14 protein-coding genes are annotated in these 16,874 nt (G+C 63.0%); 12 read left to right on the top strand and 2 right to left on the bottom strand.

Annotation, left to right across the window (positions count from 1 at the left end):
* Positions 1-51 precede the first annotated feature (51 nt).
* The 12 genes from EKH80_RS15895 (at position 52) to EKH80_RS15840 (ending at position 13,863) form a co-directional block, all read left to right on the top strand.
* Entirely contained in the window at positions 52-987 is a 936-nt protein-coding gene (locus EKH80_RS15895) for a carbohydrate kinase family protein (protein WP_126685759.1), read from the top strand.
* An 18-nt stretch (positions 988-1,005) separates the two neighbouring features.
* Positions 1,006-1,365 (top strand): DUF1304 domain-containing protein, encoded by a 360-nt coding sequence (locus tag EKH80_RS15890; protein ID WP_126685758.1) that lies wholly within the window; start codon positions 1,006-1,008, stop codon positions 1,363-1,365.
* Position 1,366: 1 nt separating this feature from the next.
* A complete protein-coding gene (locus tag EKH80_RS15885; protein ID WP_230473739.1) occupies positions 1,367-2,038 on the top strand; it encodes a M24 family metallopeptidase in 672 nt (223 codons plus the stop codon).
* 140 nt (positions 2,039-2,178) lie between these two features.
* Complete coding sequence (gene fusA, locus EKH80_RS15880) at positions 2,179-4,317, top strand: elongation factor G (RefSeq protein WP_126685757.1); 2,139 nt, start codon at positions 2,179-2,181, stop codon at positions 4,315-4,317.
* Positions 4,318-4,429: 112 nt separating this feature from the next.
* Positions 4,430-4,687: a type II toxin-antitoxin system Phd/YefM family antitoxin gene (locus EKH80_RS15875; RefSeq protein WP_126685756.1), complete on the top strand. Its 258-nt coding sequence runs from the start codon at positions 4,430-4,432 to the stop codon at positions 4,685-4,687.
* Positions 4,675-4,974: a type II toxin-antitoxin system RelE/ParE family toxin gene (locus EKH80_RS15870; RefSeq protein WP_126685755.1), complete on the top strand. Its 300-nt coding sequence runs from the start codon at positions 4,675-4,677 to the stop codon at positions 4,972-4,974. Before EKH80_RS15875 ends, EKH80_RS15870 begins: the two co-directional genes overlap by 13 nt.
* An 85-nt stretch (positions 4,975-5,059) precedes the next feature.
* Positions 5,060-6,661, top strand: a complete 1,602-nt coding sequence (locus EKH80_RS15865; RefSeq protein WP_126685754.1) for a peptide chain release factor 3 — start codon at positions 5,060-5,062, stop codon at positions 6,659-6,661.
* A gap of 147 nt (positions 6,662-6,808) precedes the next feature.
* Positions 6,809-10,465, top strand: a complete 3,657-nt coding sequence (locus tag EKH80_RS15860; protein WP_126685753.1) for a response regulator — start codon at positions 6,809-6,811, stop codon at positions 10,463-10,465.
* Between the two features lie 19 nt (positions 10,466-10,484).
* Complete coding sequence (locus tag EKH80_RS15855; protein ID WP_126685752.1) at positions 10,485-11,330, top strand: CheR family methyltransferase; 846 nt, start codon at positions 10,485-10,487, stop codon at positions 11,328-11,330.
* Complete coding sequence (locus EKH80_RS15850) at positions 11,327-11,923, top strand: chemotaxis protein CheB (RefSeq protein WP_126685751.1); 597 nt, start codon at positions 11,327-11,329, stop codon at positions 11,921-11,923. Before EKH80_RS15855 ends, EKH80_RS15850 begins: the two co-directional genes overlap by 4 nt.
* The gene (locus EKH80_RS15845; RefSeq protein WP_126685750.1) at positions 11,886-12,884 is read left to right on the top strand and encodes a diguanylate cyclase domain-containing protein; all 999 of its coding nucleotides are present in this window, start codon (positions 11,886-11,888) and stop codon (positions 12,882-12,884) included. The genes EKH80_RS15850 and EKH80_RS15845 overlap by 38 nt, the downstream gene beginning before the upstream one ends.
* Before the next feature lie 46 nt (positions 12,885-12,930).
* On the top strand, positions 12,931-13,863 hold the full coding sequence (locus EKH80_RS15840) for a CPBP family intramembrane glutamic endopeptidase (protein WP_126685749.1): 933 nt from the start codon (positions 12,931-12,933) through the stop codon (positions 13,861-13,863).
* On the opposite strand, the gene EKH80_RS15835 is transcribed toward EKH80_RS15840, so the two are convergent.
* A complete protein-coding gene (locus tag EKH80_RS15835) occupies positions 13,829-14,302 on the bottom strand; it encodes a hotdog fold domain-containing protein (protein ID WP_126685748.1) in 474 nt (157 codons plus the stop codon). The genes EKH80_RS15840 and EKH80_RS15835 overlap by 35 nt on opposite strands.
* 96 nt (positions 14,303-14,398) lie before the next feature.
* A complete protein-coding gene (locus EKH80_RS15830) occupies positions 14,399-16,867 on the bottom strand; it encodes an acyl-CoA dehydrogenase (RefSeq protein ID WP_126685747.1) in 2,469 nt (822 codons plus the stop codon).
* Positions 16,868-16,874: the final 7 nt, after the last annotated feature.

Here is a 16,874-nt window from a genome sequence, read left to right as displayed (position 1 = left end):
TTGCCGCCGTGGCCTAAGCCACGCCCAGCCAACTCATTCGGACCACGACAAATGTCTGCCGTCATCTGCGGATCGCTAGCCTACGACACCATCATGGTGTTCCAGGACCAGTTCAAGAACCATATCCTGCCCGACCAGGTGCATATCCTGAACGTGTCGTTCCTGGTGCCGCGGATGCGCCGCGAATTCGGCGGCTGCGCCGGCAACATCGCCTACAACCTCAAGCTGCTGGGCGGCGACCCGCTGCCGGTGGCGGCCGTGGGACAGGATTTCGCCCCCTACCGCGAACATCTCAAGCGCTGCGGCATCCGCATGGATTGCATCCGCGTGTTCGAGGACCAGTTCACGCCGCAGTGCTTCATCACCACGGACCTGGACAACAACCAGATCACCGCCTTCCACCCGGGCGCAATGTCCAGCGCCCATGCCAACCACGTGCGCAACATCCCGGATATCAGCTTCGGCATCGTAGCCCCGGATGGCCGTGAGGCCATGCTGCAGCATGTGGACGAATTCGCCGCGCGCGGCGTGCCGTTCGTGTTCGACCCCGGCCAGGCGATGCCGCTGTTCAACGGCGAGGAGTTCCGGGCGATGATCGAAAAATCCACCTACGTGATCGTCAACGACTATGAATCCCAGCTGCTGCAACAGCGCACCGGCTGGAGCGCACAGGAGATCGCCTCGCGCGTGAAGGCCTATGTGGTGACGCTGGGCCCGCGCGGCTCGCTGATCCACACCGGAGGCACCACGCACGAGATTCCGGCCGCACGCGAACGCCAGGTGGTGGACCCCACCGGTTGCGGTGACGCCTACCGCGCCGGCCTCATCTTTGGCGTCATGAAGGGCCTGGATTGGCCCACCATCGGCCGCATGTCCTCGTTGATGGGTGCGCTCAAAGTGGAGCACCCCGGCACGCAGAACCAGCACTTCACGTACGACCAGTTCGCTGCCGAATTCAAGCAGCAGTTCGGCTACGCGCTGGGCTGAGCGCAGGGAATGGCTGCCATGTCCACCCTCGCCAGCATCGTGGTTACGATCATCGCGCTGATGCACGTATGGTTTCTGGTGCTGGAAATGCTGCTGTGGGACAAGCCCGCTGGCCTGCGTGCGTTCGGCATCACGCCTGAATACGCCGCGCAGACCAAGGTGCTGGCCGGCAACCAGGGCCTGTACAACGGCTTTCTCGCGGCCGGTCTGGGCTGGGGGGTGATCCTCGGCGGCAGCGAAGGCATGCACGTGAAGCTGTTCTTCCTTGCCTGCGTGCTGGTGGCCGGCGTGTATGGGGGCCTGACCGCGACGCGCAAGGTGCTGTGGATCCAGGGACTCCCTGCCGCGATCGGCATCGCCCTGGTGCTGATGAGCTAATATGGGGGAGCACGATCGCGAAGCTGTCGGCCAGCGGTTCGATCCCGCGCTTATGCAGCGCGCGCGCGAACTGAGCTGGCAGGCGCTGCAAGGCATTCGTGAGCGCATGCGGCCGGGCATCAGCGAGGACGAAGCACGCGCCGAAGCCATGCAGGTGTTCGAAACGCTGGGCATGGAGCGGCTGTGGCATCCGGTGATCATCCGCATCGGTCCCAATACCACCCGGACGTACCGGGAACCGTCCCTGCCCGATGTGCGCCTCGGCCCGAACGACAGCTACTTCATCGATCTGGGCCTGGTGTTCGCCGGGCATGAGGGCGATGTGGGCGACACGTTCGTGGTCGGCCATGCGCCCGAGCGGGCGGCCTGCGCGCAGGCTGCACGGGACTTGTTTCAGGATGTCGCCGGCATCTGGCGCAGTGAAGGCTGGAACGGCCGAAAGCTTTATGATTATGCCTGCGAGCGCGCCGAGGAGATGGGCTGGCGCTTCAACCATGCCGTCAAGGGGCATCGGGTGAGCGACTTCCCGCACTCGGTGCACAAGGGCGGCAACCTGGGAGATCTCGACCGCACGCCCGGCCAGGGCTTGTGGGTCCTGGAAGTCCAGATTGCCCACCCGAGCGAACCTTACGGTGCTTTTTATGAAGATTTGCTTGCCGGCCCTGTGGCATGAACAGGCCCGGCCGGCAACCAGGCATACACATTTGAATCGTACGCTGCGGAGCACGGACGCCCCGCCCAACTGTTGACGCTCCCCTTGGAGAGAGCACCCTTTTTCGATCGACCAACGACTTCTACTACGGAACCAACGCTGTGGCCCGCCAAAAACCTCTCAACCTCTATCGCAACATCGGCATCATTGCGCACATCGACGCTGGTAAGACCACCACCACCGAGCGCATCCTGTACTACACCGGCAAGAAGCACCAGATCATCGACGTGCATGACACGAAGGATGGCAAGGGCTCGACCACGACCGACTACCTGGAACAGGAAAAGAAGCGCGGCATCACCATTCAGTCCGCCGCCGTGTCGACCGAGTGGAAGGGTCACCAGATCAACGTGATCGATACCCCAGGGCACGTGGACTTCACCATCGAGGTGAACCGCTCCCTGCGCGTGCTCGACGGCGCCGTGGTGGTGTTCGACGGGGTGGCCGGCGTGGAACCGCAGACTGAAACCAACTGGCGCCTGGCCGACCAGTACAACGTGCCGCGCATGTGCTACATCAACAAGATGGACCGCATCGGCGCGAACTTCAAGCACGCCGTGGACGGCATCAAGAACCGCCTGGGCGCCAAGATCGTGCTCTGCCAGGTGCCGCTGGGCAGCCACGACGACTTCATCGGCATGGCCGACCTGATCGCAGGCCAAGGCTACATCTGGGAAACCAGCGACAAGGACAGCAAGTGGGAGACCATCCCGCTGGACCAGATTGCCGATCACCCCCGGGTGAAAGCTTTCACCACTGCCGCCGACACAGAATGGGTGTCAAAGCTCGCCGAGCTGCGCGCGGAAAGCATCGAAACCGCCGTGGAAATGGACGATGACGCGATGCACGCTTACCTGGAAGGCAACGAGCCGAGCCTGGAAACGCTGAAGAAGTGCATCCGCCAGGGCTGCGTGGCGGGCAAGCTGGTGCCGGTGTTCTGCGGCTCTTCGTACCGCAATAAGGGCGTGCAGCAGATGCTCGACGGTGTGATCGACTACATGCCGTTCCCGGGCGAGAACGGCGGCATCTCGATGGTGGACGAGGACGGCAACATCATCGGCGAGCAGGCGGTGACTGACGACGCCCCGGTTCGTGCGCTGGCCTTCAAGGTGATCAACGACCAGTTCGGCACCCTCACCTTCACCCGCATCTACTCCGGCGTGATCAAGAAGGGCGACACGCTGCAGAACGTCACCCGCGGCAAGAAAGAGCGCATCGGCCGCATCGTGGAAGTGCAGGCCAACGCCACCAAGGAAATCGACGAAGTGCGCGCCGGCGACATCTGTGCCTTCGTCTCGCTGAAAGAAACCGAGACCGGCGACTCGCTCACCGATCCGGCTCACCAGGTTCTCCTGGAGCGCATGCGCTTCCCCGACCCGGTGATCAGCGTGGCGGTGGAACCGAAGAGCCGCAATGACATCGACAAGCTGTCCACCGCGCTCTACAAGATGGTGAAGGCCGACCCGTCGCTGCGCATGGAAGTGGACAAGGAAACCGGGCAGACCGTGCTCAAGGGCATGGGCGAACTGCACCTGGAAATCACCATCGACCGCATGCGCACGGAACTGGGCGTGGAAGCGAACATGGGCAAGCCCAAGGTCAGCTTCCGTGAAGCCTTCGGCCAGACCGTCGAGCATACCTACACGCACAAGAAGCAGTCCGGTGGTTCGGGTCAGTTCGCCGAAGTGAAGATGATCTTCGAACCGGGCGAACCGGGTAGCGGCGTGGTGTTCTCCGACGAAATCGTCGGCGGCCGCGTACCGCGCGAGTACATCCCCGCGGTGGAATACGCCATCACCGTGGAATCGCGCCAGGGCCAGGTGGCCGGCTACGAAGTGCTGGACTTCAAGGCACGCCTGATCGACGGCAAGTTCCACGACGTGGACTCCTCGGCGCTCGCCTTCGAAATCGCCGGCCGCGCCTGCTTCCGCGAAGCGCAGAAGATGTCCAAGCCCAAACTGCTGGAGCCGGTGATGAAGCTGGAAGTCGTCACTGAAGCCGACTACCTCGGCGACGTGATCGGCGATATCAACCGTCGCCGCGGCTCGGTCAGCGAACAGGGCCAGAAGGGCACCAACGCCTTCGTGCAGGGCTTCGTGCCGCTGGCGGAAATGTTCGGCTACATCAACTTCCTGCGCTCGGCCACCAGCGGCCGCGGCACCTTCTCGATGATCTTCGATCATTACGAAGAAGTGCCGGCCAGCATGGTCGCCAAGCTGATGGAAAAGGAAGCGAAGTAAGCTTTCGTTGCCGCACTGGAAAGTCCAAGCCCAGGGAGCCATCCCTGGGCTTTTTTTGTATCCGGACGCTGCGGTCTTGCGCCCCCCGAAGTGACACTTTAGTATCACTTTCATGCGCACCGAACTAGTCACCACCCTCAAGCGGCAGGCCACTGAATTGCTGGCCGACCTGGAGCGCGATCGCGAGCCGATCCTGATTACCCAGCATGGCTTGCCTAGTGCGTACTTGGTCGACGTTGAGTCTTTCGAAACCATGCAACAGCGCATCAAGCTGCTGGAAGGCATCGCACGCGGGGAGCGCGCCCTGGAGGAAGGGCGAACGGTCTCGCACGAGCAGGCGAAGGAACGCCTGAGCCGATGGCTGAAATAATTTGGACCGATCCGGCCCTTAGCGAGCTGGACGAAATCGCCGACTACATCGCACTGGACAATCCCGGGGCCGCGCGCAAACTCGTCGCGCGCGTTGTCAGGCACGTAGAGCAGCTGGCCGACCACCCCGAAAGCGGTTCAAGGCCGCAGGAATTGAAAGGCTGGCGTTATCGCCAGGTTATTGAGCCTCCTTGTCGAATCATCTATCGCGTTGATGGCGAGCGTGTGTTCGTGCTCTATGTGCTACGCAGCGAAAGACGGTTGCGGCCGGGTCAGCTTCGCCGGTGAAACCAAGACTGGGATGCCAATCCGAGCGCGTCCCGGCGAGCCATCCACGCTACAATACGCGGTTCGCCTGCCAGCCCAACCGCCCATGTCCACCCACCTGCAAGAAACCCAGCGCCGCCGCACCTTTGCCATTGTCAGCCACCCCGACGCGGGCAAGACCACGCTGACGGAAAAGCTGCTGCTGTTCGGTGGCGCCATCCAGATGGCCGGCTCAGTGAAAGGCCGCAAGGCCGCGCGCCACGCCACTTCGGACTGGATGGCACTGGAGAAGGAGCGCGGCATTTCGGTGACCTCCTCGGTGATGCAGTTTCCCTACGAGGGCAAGATCGTCAACCTGCTCGACACCCCCGGCCACGCGGACTTCTCCGAGGACACCTATCGCGTGCTTACCGCGGTGGACTCGGCGCTGATGGTGATCGACTGCGCCAAGGGCGTGGAGGAGCGCACGATCAAGCTGATGGAGGTGTGCCGCCTGCGCGACACCCCAATCATGACCTTCATCAACAAGCTCGACCGCGAGGGCCGCTCGCCGATCGAGCTGCTGGACGAAGTGGAATCCGTGCTCGGCATCGCCTGCGCGCCGCTGACCTGGCCGATCGGCATGGGCAAGCGACTGAAGGGCGTGTACCACCTGCTGCTGGACGAAGTGCACGTGTTCGAGCAGGGCAAGAATTTTACGCGCCAGGATTCGACCATCTTCAAGGGCCTGGACGCGCCCGGGCTGGAGCAGGCCATCGGCACGGAGGCCTTGAACGAAATGCGCGAGGAACTGGAACTGGTCCAGGGCGCTTCGCATCCGTTCGACCTGGAGCAATACCTCGCCGGCAAGCTGACCCCGGTATTCTTCGGGTCGGCGGTGAACAACTTCGGTGTGCAGCTGCTGCTGGATTTCTTCGTGGAGCACGCGCCCTCGCCTCGCTCACGCAACACGCTTTCGCGGGAGATAAAACCGGCGGAAGAAAAGCTCACCGGCTTTGTGTTCAAGATCCAGGCCAACATGGATCCGGCACATCGGGACCGTGTCGCCTTCATGCGCATCTGTTCCGGCACCTATACCGCCGGCATGAAAATGATCCAGACGCGCACCAGCAAGGAAGTCCGCATCGCCAACGCGCTCACCTTCATGGCCAGCGATCGCGAAATCGTGGAAAGCGCCTACCCGGGTGACGTGATCGGCCTGCACAACCATGGCACCATCAGCATCGGTGACACCTTCACGGAAGGCGAGGCGATCAGCTTTACCGGCATCCCCAACTTCGCCCCGGAATTGTTCCGGCGTGCGCGCCTGCGCGATCCCTTGAAGATGAAAGCGTTGCAGAAGGGGCTGGCCCAGCTTTCCGAGGAAGGCGCCACGCAGTTCTTCCGTCCGCTGATGAGCAACGATTTGATCCTGGGTGCGGTAGGCGTGCTGCAGTTCGATGTGGTGGCGTACCGCTTGAAGGACGAGTACGGCGTGGAAGCCAGCTTCGAGCCGGTCGGCGTGGTGACGGCCCGCTGGGTGCACTGCGACGACGCCAAGAAGCTGGAAGAATTCCGCGAGAAGAACAGCATGAACCTGGCCATCGATGCGGCCGGCGAGCTGGTCTATCTGGCACCTTCCCGCGTAAACCTGCAGCTGACGCAGGAGCGTGCGCCCGCCGTGCGCTTCTCCGCCACCCGCGAGCACGCCGCTGCGGTGGACGTCTGAGCGACGGCGGCCGGCCTGCCTTCACACAATCGTCATTTTTGCCGGGCAGTACCGCCCGGCAGGGCATCTCGCTAATCTGATTGCCAAGGGGGCCGCCATCCGACCGGAGGCGCGGCCTATCCAAAGTCAACCTCAGCGGGATTTCGCATGGTCAGCTCCAACGTGACGCCGACTCCAAAGAAGTATGGCTGGCTGGCTCACCTGCCCATTCGCTACAAGATCATCCTGGCGATAGGGCTGCTGCTGGGGCTGTTTTTCATCGACAGCCTGATTGACGTCGTGTCAGGGAATCTGCAGTCGGAAACGCGGCGGTGGGTTGAACACACCAATCAAGTCATCCAGCAGATAGGAGAGCTGCAGCGCACGGCCTTGTCCGGGCAGGTCGGGTTGCGCGGGTTCCTGCTCACCCAGGAGCCGCAGGAACTGGACCAAGCGAAGAAGAGCAACGCGGCGTTCCTGACCGAGCTGACGCAGCTGCAGCAAATGACCTCGGACAACCCGCTACAGCAGTCGCGCATCGACCGGATCAAGACGCTGGCCCTGCGCTGGGACCAGGAACTGCAGGCCATGGTTTTCGGGCCCATGACGTCGATCAAGTCCGCTGACAGGCAGACGCTTGCCGCGCAGATCGCACCCATTCGCGAGAACTATCTGGCGCGGCGCACCGTGCACGTCGAAGACTACATGGCAGTGCTTGATGACATGGTCGTTTCGGAACGGCAATTGCTCGCCTCGCGCGTACGCAGTGCGGACAACCTGCTGGACACGACCCGCTATATCGACCTCGTCAGTACGCTGATCGAACTGTCCATCGGCCTGCTGGTGATCTCGCTGACCTCACGCATGGTGGCGCGGCCGATTCGCCGGCTGGGCGAGTCGATGACCCGGCTCGCCAACCACGATCACAACATCCTTATCCGTGGCATCGAGCGGCGCGACGAAATCGGCGAAATCTCGCGCGCCCTGCAGGTGTTCAGGAACATGGTGATGGAGACGCACGAGCAGGCACAGCTGAAATCCCATGTCACGGCGATTTCCACCAACCTGCAGTCGGCGACCAACCACCGCGAGTTCGCGGAAAGGTTTGTCAACCAGCTGGCACCCTCCATCAACGCCGGGGTGGCGCTGTTCTACGGCTTCGACGAGTCCCGCCAGCGGCTCGACCTGCTCGGCAGCTACGGGCTGCGCATCCAGAACAGCCCGGATGCCTACATGCCTGGCGAAGGCCTGGTTGGCCAATGCGCTGCTTCGCGGCTCGCCATCGTGCTGGACGACGTGCCGGCGAACTATTTGCGTATCGACTGGGGCGGTGGCTCGGCGTTGCCACGCCATCTCACCATCCTGCCTTTGATGGTTCGCGACCAACTGGTCGGCGTGCTGGAATTTGCCGGCTTCACGGCGCCCACGGCCCACCACGAGCAATTGCTGGAAGAGCTGTTGCCCCTGGCGGCGCTGACGCTGGAAAACCTCAACCGCACGGTGAACACCGAACAACTGCTCGAACAGACTCGCGAACAGGCAGACGAACTGCGCATTTCTTCCGTCACGATGCGCCAGCAGCAGGAAGCGCTGCGTTCCGCCAACGATACTCTGCAAAGCAAGACCATCGAACTGGAAGAGCAATCCCAGCGCCTGTTGGCGTCCGAGGAGGAACTGCGCGTGCAGGCCGATGAGCTGCAGGCTTCCAATGAAGAGCTGCGCCTGATGACCGAATCGCTGCGCCAGCAGAAGCAACAGGTGGAGGCATTGCAACGGGACACTGCACAGAAGGCCGAGGAGCTGGCGCGCGCCAGCCAGTACAAGAGCGAATTCCTGGCCAATATGTCGCACGAGCTGCGCACGCCGCTCAACAGCCTGCTGATCCTGTCGCGCAGCCTGTCCGACAATCGCGAAGGCCATCTGGACGACGAGGAAGTGGAGTCGGCCCGTATCATTCACGACTCGGGCTCGGGCTTGCTGCGCCTGATCAACGACATTCTCGATCTGTCCAAGATCGAAGCAGGCAAGATGGAACTGTCGCTGGTCGATTACCCGCTGCAGAGCCTGGCCCGCAACCTGCGCCGCAATTTCGACCACGTGGCGCGCGAAAAGAAGCTTGATTACGAGGTGGCGCTGGATGCAGGGCTGCCTGAAACCATCCATACCGATCCCACCCGGCTGGAGCAGATCGCCAACAACCTGCTCGGCAACGCCTTCAAGTTCACCCAGCAAGGCAGCATCCGCGTGCACATTGGCCGGCCCGGTGGCGATCTGCCGGTAGCGGAAATCGCACAAGGGAGCCCGCTGCTGGCAATCAGCGTGAAGGACACCGGCATCGGCATTCCGGCGAACAAGCTGGAACGCATCTTCAACGCGTTCGAACAGGCCGACAGCAGCACCAGCCGGCAATTCGGCGGCACCGGCTTGGGGCTGAGCATTTCGCGGCGCATGGCGGGGCTGATGGGTGGCGACATCGTGCTGCGTAGCGAAGTCGGCCAGGGTAGCGAATTCGTGCTGCTGCTGCCCGAGCATGGCGCCGGCACTCCCATCCCTACCAAGACGCCTACGGCAACGGCCAATCACACGCCGGTGCCGCGCGCGGCCACGCGTGCCCTGCTCCCGGCCGAAGGCATGCGTGACGATCGCGAACGCATTGCCCCGGGCGACAGCGTAATCCTGGTCGTGGAAGACGATCCGGCCTTCGCGCGCATCCTGGCGGACATGGTGCGGCAGAAGGGCCATCACATGTTGCACGCCCCCAATGGCGAGGCCGGGCTGGAACTGGCGCGCCGCTATCACCCGGTGGGCATCCTGCTCGACGTGATGCTGCCGGGCATGGATGGCTGGACCGTGATCGAACGGCTGAAAGCCGATCCGGTTACCCGGCATATTCCCGTGCACTTTCTTACTGCCACCGACGACGCCGGACGCGGACGCGAACTGGGCGCCGTTGGCTTTCTTACCAAGCCGGTCTCGCGGGAGGCGATCAACCAGGCGTTCGAACGGCTGCTGCATTTCGCCGAGGGGCGCTCCCGTCATTTGCTGGTGATCGACGATGACGCAGCCGCGCGCCGCGCCGTGCACGACCTGCTGAGCCTGGACGACGACGTTGAAGTGGATGAAGTGGGCAACGGCGAGGAAGCCTTGGAGATGATCGCCGGCACCGGCTACGACTGCATCGTGCTCGATCTGGACCTGCCCGGCATGTCCGGCCTGGAACTGCTGGAGAAGCTCGCCACCAGCGGCAGCATTCCGCCGGTAGTGGTGTATTCCGGCCGCGAATTGAGCCGCGAGGAAAACCTGGCGGTGCGCCAGTACACCGACAGCATCGTCATCAAGGGCGCCCGCTCGCCCGAGCGTCTGCTGGATGAAGTCAGCCTGTTCCTGCACAGCATTCGCGACACCAGGCAATCACCAGGCAGCTCCGGCCCCGCTTCCAGCCATGATGGCCTGCGCGATCACAACGTGCTGCTGGTGGATGATGACATGCGTAACCTGTTTGCACTTTCCAAGGTGCTGCGCGACTGGGGCATCCGTGTAAGCATGGCGCAGGATGGCCAGAAAGCCTTGCAGGTGCTGGGCGAGAACCCGCAGATCGAACTGGTGCTGATGGACATCATGATGCCCGGCATGGACGGCTACGAAGCGACGCGGGCGATCCGCGCCCGGCCGGACCTCGCCAGCCTGCCGATCATTGCCCTCACGGCGAAGGCCATGCGCGGTGACCGCGAGCGCTGCCTGGAAGCAGGCGCCAATGATTACCTGTCCAAGCCGATCGACGTGGACAAGCTGGCTTCGCTGATGCGCATGTGGTTGCGTGACTGACCTTAAGGGAGCTGCTCCCATGGATGCCTCCGAGCTGGACTGCATCGAAATGGACCTCTTCGTGCAGGCGCTGCAAAAGCGCCACGGGCACGATTTCACCCAGTATGCGCCGGCTTCGCTCAAGCGCCGCGTGCACCTGCTGGCTGATCAGCTCGAATGCAGGTCCATTACCGGCCTGACCGAACGCATGCTGCACGAACCCGCGCTGCTGCCGCGCGTGCTGGAAGGCCTGACCGTACCTATGTCGGACATGTTCCGCGATCCGGACATGTTCCGTGCGCTGCGCGAGCAGGTGTTTCCGCTGCTGGCGTCCTATCCGCACATCAACATCTGGCAGGCCGGTTGCGCGCACGGGCAGGAGGTGTATTCCCTGGCGATCCTGCTGGAAGAGGCCGGGCTGTACGAGCGCACGCAGATCTTTGCCACCGATTTGAGCGACCGTGCGTTGCAGCGCGCGAGCGAGGGCATTTATCCCGCGCAGGAAGCCCAACAGTGGTCGCGCAATTACCAGGCCGCCGGCGGCCGGCGCTCTTTGGCCGATTACTGCAGCGCCGGCTACAAGCTGCTCAAACTCAACCAGCGCCTGCGCCGGAACGTGACTTTCGCTGTGCACAATCTGGCCACTGACGGCGTCTTTTGCGAGGCGCACGTGATACTGTGCCGCAACGTGCTGATCTATTTTTCCAACACGTTGCAGAACCGCGCGCTGTCGCTGTTTCGCGACAGCCTGGTACGCGCCGGCTTCCTCTGCCTGGGGGCACGCGAGAACATCGACCGCTCGCCTGTCGCGCGGGCCTTCGTGCCGTTCAGCGAGCCGCAGCGCATCTACCGGCTCGCCAGCCACCTGGACGATATCGCCGAATGACCTCACCCGCCGCCATCGCGATCGGCTGTTCGGCGGGCGGTGTGGATGCACTGATGACGTTGCTCGGCGGGCTCGATGCCGGGCTGCAGCAACCCGTGCTGGTCTGCTGCCACCGGTCCGACGCCATGGACATTCTGGGTGACGTGCTGGGACGCAATTCCGTATTGCCGGTGATCGAGGCGGTCGAGCGCCAGCCGGTCCAGCCCGGCGTCGTGCATCTTGCGCCCGCCGGATACCATCTGCTGGTGGAGAGCGATCTCAATTTCGCCCTGTCGGTCGACCCGCGCGTGAACTATTCGCGCCCCTCCATCGACGTGCTGTTCTGTTCCGCCGCCGAAGTTTGGCGCCAGGCCCTGATCGGCGTGATCTTGACCGGCGCCAATGCCGATGGCGCTGCGGGACTGCTACGCATTCGACAGCTCGGCGGAGTCGCCATCGTGCAATCTCCCGCTGACGCCGAGGCCACCGCCATGCCGCAGGCCGCGCTGGACCTGGCCGGCGCCGATTACTGCCTGCCGCTTTCGGACATCGCCCCCGTCCTCAATCAACTCTGCCATGAATACTCACATTCCCAAGATCCTGGTCGTCGATGACACCCGCGCCAACTTGGTCGCCATGCGCCATCTGCTCGCCGACTGCGGCGCCGAACTGGTGGAGGCAAGCAACGGCAACTCGGCGCTGGCGGCCTGCCTGGACCAACAGTTCGCGCTGATCCTGCTCGACGTGAACATGCCTGACATGGACGGCTTCGAAGTCGCGCAATTGCTTGGCGAAACCGAGCACCTGCGCGATACGCCGGTGATCTTCGTCACCGCCGCCTATGCGGACGACATCAACCGCTTGAAAGGTTATAGCTCCGGCGCAGTCGACTATATCGCCAAGCCGATCAACGACACGATCCTGAAATCCAAGGTACGCGTGTTCCTCGAACTGCATAACGCGCGCATGCAATTGCAGGAGACACTCGAGCAACTGTCCGCCCGCAACCGGCAATTGCAGGCCGAGATCGCCGAGCGGCAGCGCGCCGAAGCCCGGGTGCGCCATCAAGCCACCCACGACATGCTGACCGAATTGCCCAATCGCATGCTGTTCCACGAGAGGCTGCGCTCGGCAGTGCAATACAGCATGCTGCACGGCATTCCCTTTGCGCTGGCGCTGGTCGATATCGATGGCTTCAAGGCGGTCAACGATACGTACGGCCATCCGGCAGGTGATGCGCTGTTGCAGGCGATCTCCTCGCGGCTGAACGGTCAGGTGCGTGCCGACGATACCGCGGCGCGCCTGGGCGGCGACGAGTTCGCGCTGATCTTCCAAGGTGCCGATGACATCCAGCCGCTGCTGAATCGCTGCCAGGAAATTTGCAAGGTGCTGGCGCAGCCGTATCCGCTGCAGGGCGAACACGGCGCCTTCCTTGCCCGCGTGAGCGCCAGCATCGGCATCGCGTTGTGGAGCGAAAAAATCGATTCAGACGAGACACTGATCCAAGCCGCAGATCGGGCGCTGTATCAAGTCAAGGAGAGCGGCAAGAACGGCTGTGCGCTGGCGCCGATGTGATCAGTCGCACGGTCGTAGCCTGATTGCTCACCATGGGGAAATGGCCATGCCCGAAAACATCGCCTTTCGTACGCCGGCCTCGGCACCGGCGTGGCAGCGCTGGCTGATTTATTCAGCAGTGGCCCGTATCGCCATCTTTACCGCCATCGCCATCGGCCTTGGCTTCTCGGTGCGTAGCGTCCTGTCCTCGCTGGGCTGGATGAGCAAAACGGCAACGCCGCTGCAAAGTGCGCTAGCCGGCCTGTCGATCGAGCTTTCCGCCACTGTCATTGCCTATCTGGCTTTGGTCTGCCTGATTGAGCGAAGATCGCCAAGCGAATTGTCCTTGCGTGCTTTTCCTGCCTACGGTCTGGCCGGACTGCTGTCAGGCTTTCTCATCTTCAGCACCGTGGTGGGCGTGCTGTGGCTGTGCGGCAGCTATCATGTACTTGGCATCAATGCACACGTGGACTGGCTGTCCGGCGTGCTGATCGCGGGTGCTGGAGCCGGCATCGGCGAAGAAATCGCCATGCGCGGGGTGCTATTCCGCATCGCCGAGGAAGGCCTGGGCACCTGGTGGGCGCTGGCGATTTCTGCCGTCTTTTTCGGCGTCGCACACATCTTCAACCCCAGCGCTACGCCGTGGAGCTCGTTGGCCATCGCCATCGAAGCCGGCATTCTGCTCGCCCTGGTTTTCCACGTGACACGGACGCTTTGGGCATGCATAGGGCTGCATGCCGCCTGGAACATCACGCAGGGGACGATCTACGGCATACCGGTATCCGGCACAGACGCCAAGGGCTGGCTGCTGTCGTCGCGGACCGGCCCGGACTGGCTGAGCGGTGGCGCGTTCGGCGCGGAAGCCTCGGTGGTGGCCCTGCTGGTGTGTACGTCGGTTTCGGCAGTGTTGCTGCGGATTGCCTTGCGACGCAAGAGCATCATCCGCTTGCGCAAGTCGCGCGGCGTCACGCCTTCTTGCGAGGCGACACCCACATCGTGATGCGCGCACGGAACACCGGCGTTCCACTTGGATCCGTCACCTCCACCCGCACCGGCCACTCCTTGCCGGCATCCACGGCATCCATCGGTGCTTCCGGAGCCGCCACCGCGTGCATGCTGCCTTTGGCCCGGCTGAGGTATTCCACGCTCATGCCTTTGGGTATCCAGCGTGCGTCGGGCGGAAGCGTCACCTCGGCCATGACGCCTGCACTCAACTCGGCCAGATTGCACAACGCGATGGCGTGCACCGTGCCGATATGGTTATGCACACGCCTGCGATCGCGCATAAGCACCTCGCAGCGTCCCGGTTCCAGGGCAACGAACAATGGAGCGACGGTGGCGAAGTAAGGGGCTCGCAGGCAGACAGCGCGGGAAAACAGCCAATGGCCGGCTGGCCAGCGCGTGATGCGCTGGTACAAGGACAACAACGGTGCACCCATGAAAGCTCCTGCCGCGTGGGTTGGGGTGCAAACCCCAACGTCAGCACACATCCTACATCCCGAGTTGGGGTTTGCACCCTAACCTATGCTTTCTCCTCAAGCGGCATCAGCCAGCTTCTTGGCATGCTTGCGGGTGACGGCCGACTGCAACTCCGCCGGATCGAAATCGTCCACGGAGATGAACTCGAACACGCCTTCACGCACTCGCCTGAGCAAGGCGGCTTCCGAGCTGTCGATCACGCCGGAACGCATCGCCTCGTCCAGCTGGCCAAGATAGTCGTGCGACTTGAACTGGCCGGCTTTCTGCGCCTTGAGGAACTTGCGCTCCACCGGCTCGGCGGCAATCACATCCGGCAGCAGCTCGTTCATGCGGCCGACGGTGTTGTTGGACGTGGGGGTGAGATAGGCCCATTCCAGCAAGCGATCGCGAGCTTCTCCGGGCGCCGTGATGATTGCGGCGACGCGGCGACCCAGACGATCCGACGGCGGTACCTCACGGCGGCCGAACGGGAACACCAAGGCACGCAGCAGCCAGGACACCGGACGCACCGGGAAATTGCGGATCGCGCCATCGAGCGCCATCTGCGTGCGCCACATGCACTCATGGAACGCCCATGCCAGCAGCGGACGGTCCGCTTCCGGGCGGCCGGTATCCTCATAGCGCTTCAGCATGGCGCTGGCGATATAGAGATAGCTCAGCACGTCGCCCAATCGCGCGGAGAGCTTTTCCTTGAACTTCAGCTTGCCTCCCAGCACGCCCATGAAGGTGTCGGCACACAATGCCAAAGCGGAGGAATAGCGATTGAGCTTGCGGTAGTAACGGCGCACATAGGCATCGCCGGCCGAATCGCCGATGCGCGCGCCGGTGATGCCCAGCGCAAGGCTGCGCACGGCATTGGAAACGCCGAAGCCGAGATGCCCGAACAAGGCTCGGTCAAACGCCTTCAGGCGCTCGCTGTAATCCTCGATCGACAGTGCTTGCATCTCCTTCAATACATAAGGATGGCAACGGATCGCGCCCTGGCCGAAGATCATCAGGCTGCGCGTCATGATGTTCGCGCCTTCGACCGTGATCGCAATCGGCACGCCTTGCCAGGCGCGACCGGCATAATTCTTCGGGCCGAGCTGCACGGCCTTGCCGCCGTGCACGTCCATGGCATCGCCCGCCACGGCACGGCCCCATTCGGTCGCGTGATATTTGGCGATCGCCGAAGGCACCGCCGGCTTCTCGCCGCGGTCAACCGCTGCAGCCGTCGCACGCGAGAGCGCGGCCGTGGCATAAGTGAGGCCGCCGATACGCGCCAAGGCCTCTTCCACGCCCTCGAAACGCGCCACAGCCAGGCCGAACTGCTTGCGCATTCGTGCGTACGCGCCAGTGCCCGCCACCGCCATGCGCACTCCGCCCGTTGCATTGGAAGGCAGCGAAATCGCACGCCCGACCGACAGGCATTCCACCAGCATGCGCCAGCCATGGCCAGCCATGTGCGGGCCGCCGATCAAGGTGGACATCGGCGCAAACACGTCCTTGCCGCGCACCGGTCCGTTTTGGAACGGAACGTTCAACGGAAAATGCCGGCGGCCGATTTCCAGACCCGGCGTGCTGCGCGGCAGCAGCGCAAGCGTGATGCCGAGATCGTCCTTGTCGCCAAGCAGGTGATCGGGGTCGTACAAGCGGAAGGCCAGGCCCACTACGGTGGCAACCGGCGCCAGGGTGATGTAGCGCTTGTCGAAATTCAGGCGCATGCCCAGCGTTTCGACACCATCGACTACTTGCTTGCAGACCACGCCGTAATCGGGAATCGAAGTCGCATCGGAGCCCGCGTACGGGCCGGTAAGCGCAAAACACGGAATTTCTTCGCCCAACGCCAGGCGCGGCAAGTAATAGTTCTTCTGCTCGTCGCTGCCGTAGTGCAGCAACAATTCAGCCGGCCCGAGCGAATTGGGCACCGCGACGGTGGAAGCCGCCGTTGCCGACATGCTGGCGAGCTTCTGCAGTACCGCCGAGTGTGCCAGCGCGGAGAAGCCCAGGCCGCCGTACTGCTTGGGAATGATCATGCCGAAGAATTTGTGCTTCTTGATGAAGTCCCACACTTCCGGCGGCAGATCAGCTAGCTCGTGGGTGATCTGCCAGTCGTCGAGCATGCCGCACAGCTGCTCGACCGGCCCATCGAGGAAGGCCTTTTCTTCCACGCTCAACTCAGGTCTGGGCTGCTTGAGCAGTTCGTGCCAGTCCGGCTTGCCGGAGAACAACTCACCCTCGAAGCCGACGGTACCGGCTTCCAGCGCAGTCTGTTCGGTATCCGAAAGCTTCGGTGTCACCTTGGCGAAAACTTTCAACAGCGGTGCGCTGATCTGCTTGCGGCGAAAAGCCAGGTTCAGCAACGGCACCGCGATCAGCACCTCGATCATCAGCAAAATCACCGTCGTGATCGGCGCGCGCGCCAACACGCCCACGGCAAGAGTGGTGACAATCGTGGCGATCGCCCAGGTGCGCAGACTGCTGCGGTGGTAGGCGCTGGCGCCGGTCGCAATGAGCGCGGCCAACACGGTCAATAGGACGGACATTTCAACA

The sequence above is a fragment of the Dyella choica genome (assembly GCF_003977665.1).
GTDB lineage: Bacteria > Pseudomonadota > Gammaproteobacteria > Xanthomonadales > Rhodanobacteraceae > Dyella_B > Dyella_B choica.
This window is presented reverse-complemented; position numbering and strand designations above follow the sequence as displayed.

Coding starts and splice junctions, on each gene's coding strand:
- EKH80_RS15895 (WP_126685759.1), top strand. CDS start 52: ATGTCTGCCGTCATCTGCGGATCGCTAGCCTACGACACCATCATGGTG.
- EKH80_RS15890 (WP_126685758.1), top strand. CDS start 1,006: ATGTCCACCCTCGCCAGCATCGTGGTTACGATCATCGCGCTGATGCAC.
- EKH80_RS15885 (WP_230473739.1), top strand. CDS start 1,367: ATGGGGGAGCACGATCGCGAAGCTGTCGGCCAGCGGTTCGATCCCGCG.
- EKH80_RS15875 (WP_126685756.1), top strand. CDS start 4,430: ATGCGCACCGAACTAGTCACCACCCTCAAGCGGCAGGCCACTGAATTG.
- EKH80_RS15870 (WP_126685755.1), top strand. CDS start 4,675: ATGGCTGAAATAATTTGGACCGATCCGGCCCTTAGCGAGCTGGACGAA.
- EKH80_RS15865 (WP_126685754.1), top strand. CDS start 5,060: ATGTCCACCCACCTGCAAGAAACCCAGCGCCGCCGCACCTTTGCCATT.
- EKH80_RS15860 (WP_126685753.1), top strand. CDS start 6,809: ATGGTCAGCTCCAACGTGACGCCGACTCCAAAGAAGTATGGCTGGCTG.
- EKH80_RS15855 (WP_126685752.1), top strand. CDS start 10,485: ATGGATGCCTCCGAGCTGGACTGCATCGAAATGGACCTCTTCGTGCAG.
- EKH80_RS15850 (WP_126685751.1), top strand. CDS start 11,327: ATGACCTCACCCGCCGCCATCGCGATCGGCTGTTCGGCGGGCGGTGTG.
- EKH80_RS15845 (WP_126685750.1), top strand. CDS start 11,886: ATGAATACTCACATTCCCAAGATCCTGGTCGTCGATGACACCCGCGCC.
- EKH80_RS15840 (WP_126685749.1), top strand. CDS start 12,931: ATGCCCGAAAACATCGCCTTTCGTACGCCGGCCTCGGCACCGGCGTGG.
- EKH80_RS15835 (WP_126685748.1), bottom strand. CDS start 14,302: ATGGGTGCACCGTTGTTGTCCTTGTACCAGCGCATCACGCGCTGGCCA.
- EKH80_RS15830 (WP_126685747.1), bottom strand. CDS start 16,867: ATGTCCGTCCTATTGACCGTGTTGGCCGCGCTCATTGCGACCGGCGCC.